Origin of the sequence: Mesorhizobium sp. M5C.F.Ca.IN.020.32.2.1 (assembly GCF_004023105.1) — a bacterium.
Lineage (GTDB): Bacteria > Pseudomonadota > Alphaproteobacteria > Rhizobiales > Rhizobiaceae > Mesorhizobium > Mesorhizobium wenxiniae.
In genome coordinates, this window is the sequence record NZ_RZSX01001404.1 from 1 (window position 1) to 933 (window position 933).

At 62.9% G+C, this 933-nt stretch carries 2 protein-coding genes; one reads left to right on the forward strand and one right to left on the reverse strand.

Going from position 1 to position 933, the window contains the following annotated elements; genetic code table 11:
* Positions 1-493: bifunctional 5,10-methylenetetrahydrofolate dehydrogenase/5,10-methenyltetrahydrofolate cyclohydrolase (locus tag EOA86_RS36355; RefSeq protein WP_164892395.1), on the forward strand; the 493-nt coding region annotated here is incomplete at its 5' end.
* Positions 494-502: 9 nt separating this feature from the next.
* Here the strand turns inward: EOA86_RS36355 and EOA86_RS36360 are convergent.
* Positions 503-838: a DUF1963 domain-containing protein gene (locus tag EOA86_RS36360; RefSeq protein ID WP_128345814.1), complete on the reverse strand. Its 336-nt coding sequence runs from the start codon at positions 836-838 to the stop codon at positions 503-505.
* Positions 839-933: the final 95 nt, after the last annotated feature.

A 933-nucleotide genomic window follows, 5' to 3' on the forward strand; every position in this document is an offset into this window, starting at 1 on the left:
GTGCACGGCGGCAGCCTCGGTCGAACTGCTCAAGGAAACCGGTCTCGATCTCAAGGGGCTCGAGGTCGTCATCGTCGGTCACTCCGAGATCGTCGGCAAGCCGATCGCTTTCCTGCTGATGAGCGAGGGCGCCACCGTGACGGTCTGCCATCACATGACACGCTCGGTGGCTGCTCATGCGCGCCGCGCCGACGCGCTGTTCGTCGCGGTCGGCAAGCCGCGGCTGATCAAGGCCGACATGGTCAAGCCGGGTGCAGCCGTCATCGACATCGGCATCAATGCCGAGACAGGACCGGACGAGGAGAGCCGTATCGTCGGCGACGTCGACGCCGAGAGCGTCAAGGAGGTGGCGTCATGGATCACGCCGGTGCCAGGCGGCGTCGGCCCCATCACCGTGGCGATCCTTTTGCGCAACACAATGGTAGCGCTCAGCCGGCAACGCGCGCGCTACCAGGCGACCTACGGGACGGCGGAGAGGCTCGCGGCGGAGTAGCTGGTGGCGTCACGTGTATTGCGGCAGATGGCATGTGATACGGCTATCTTCATCCCAAAAGACGTAAAGCATCCCACCGCTGCCCCAGCAGAAGCCGGCGAGTGAATCGAACTGAAGAAGAAATTTCATTTTCCGGTCCGTTCCGGGAACGACTGGAAACTGAGGCCCCTGAATCCATGAGGGCAGCCCGCCAAGCCGAAACAGGTTTTGCCTTGAATTGCTTATCCCGTACGACTGCCTGAGCCATCGCTGCGGCGTCGGCGCCAGACGGGCGATGCTCTCGTTGGGTGCTCGTTCGGACGTGAAGTCATCGGAGGAATGGAACGGCGCGATCGGTGTCGGCACCCCGGCGGCGTCATGGGAATAGTAGGTCGGCTCGAGAGACCCCTCGCAAGTTTCAAGGCGGAGCCGAGGAAATGCGCCTCTTTGCCCTCCAAGAT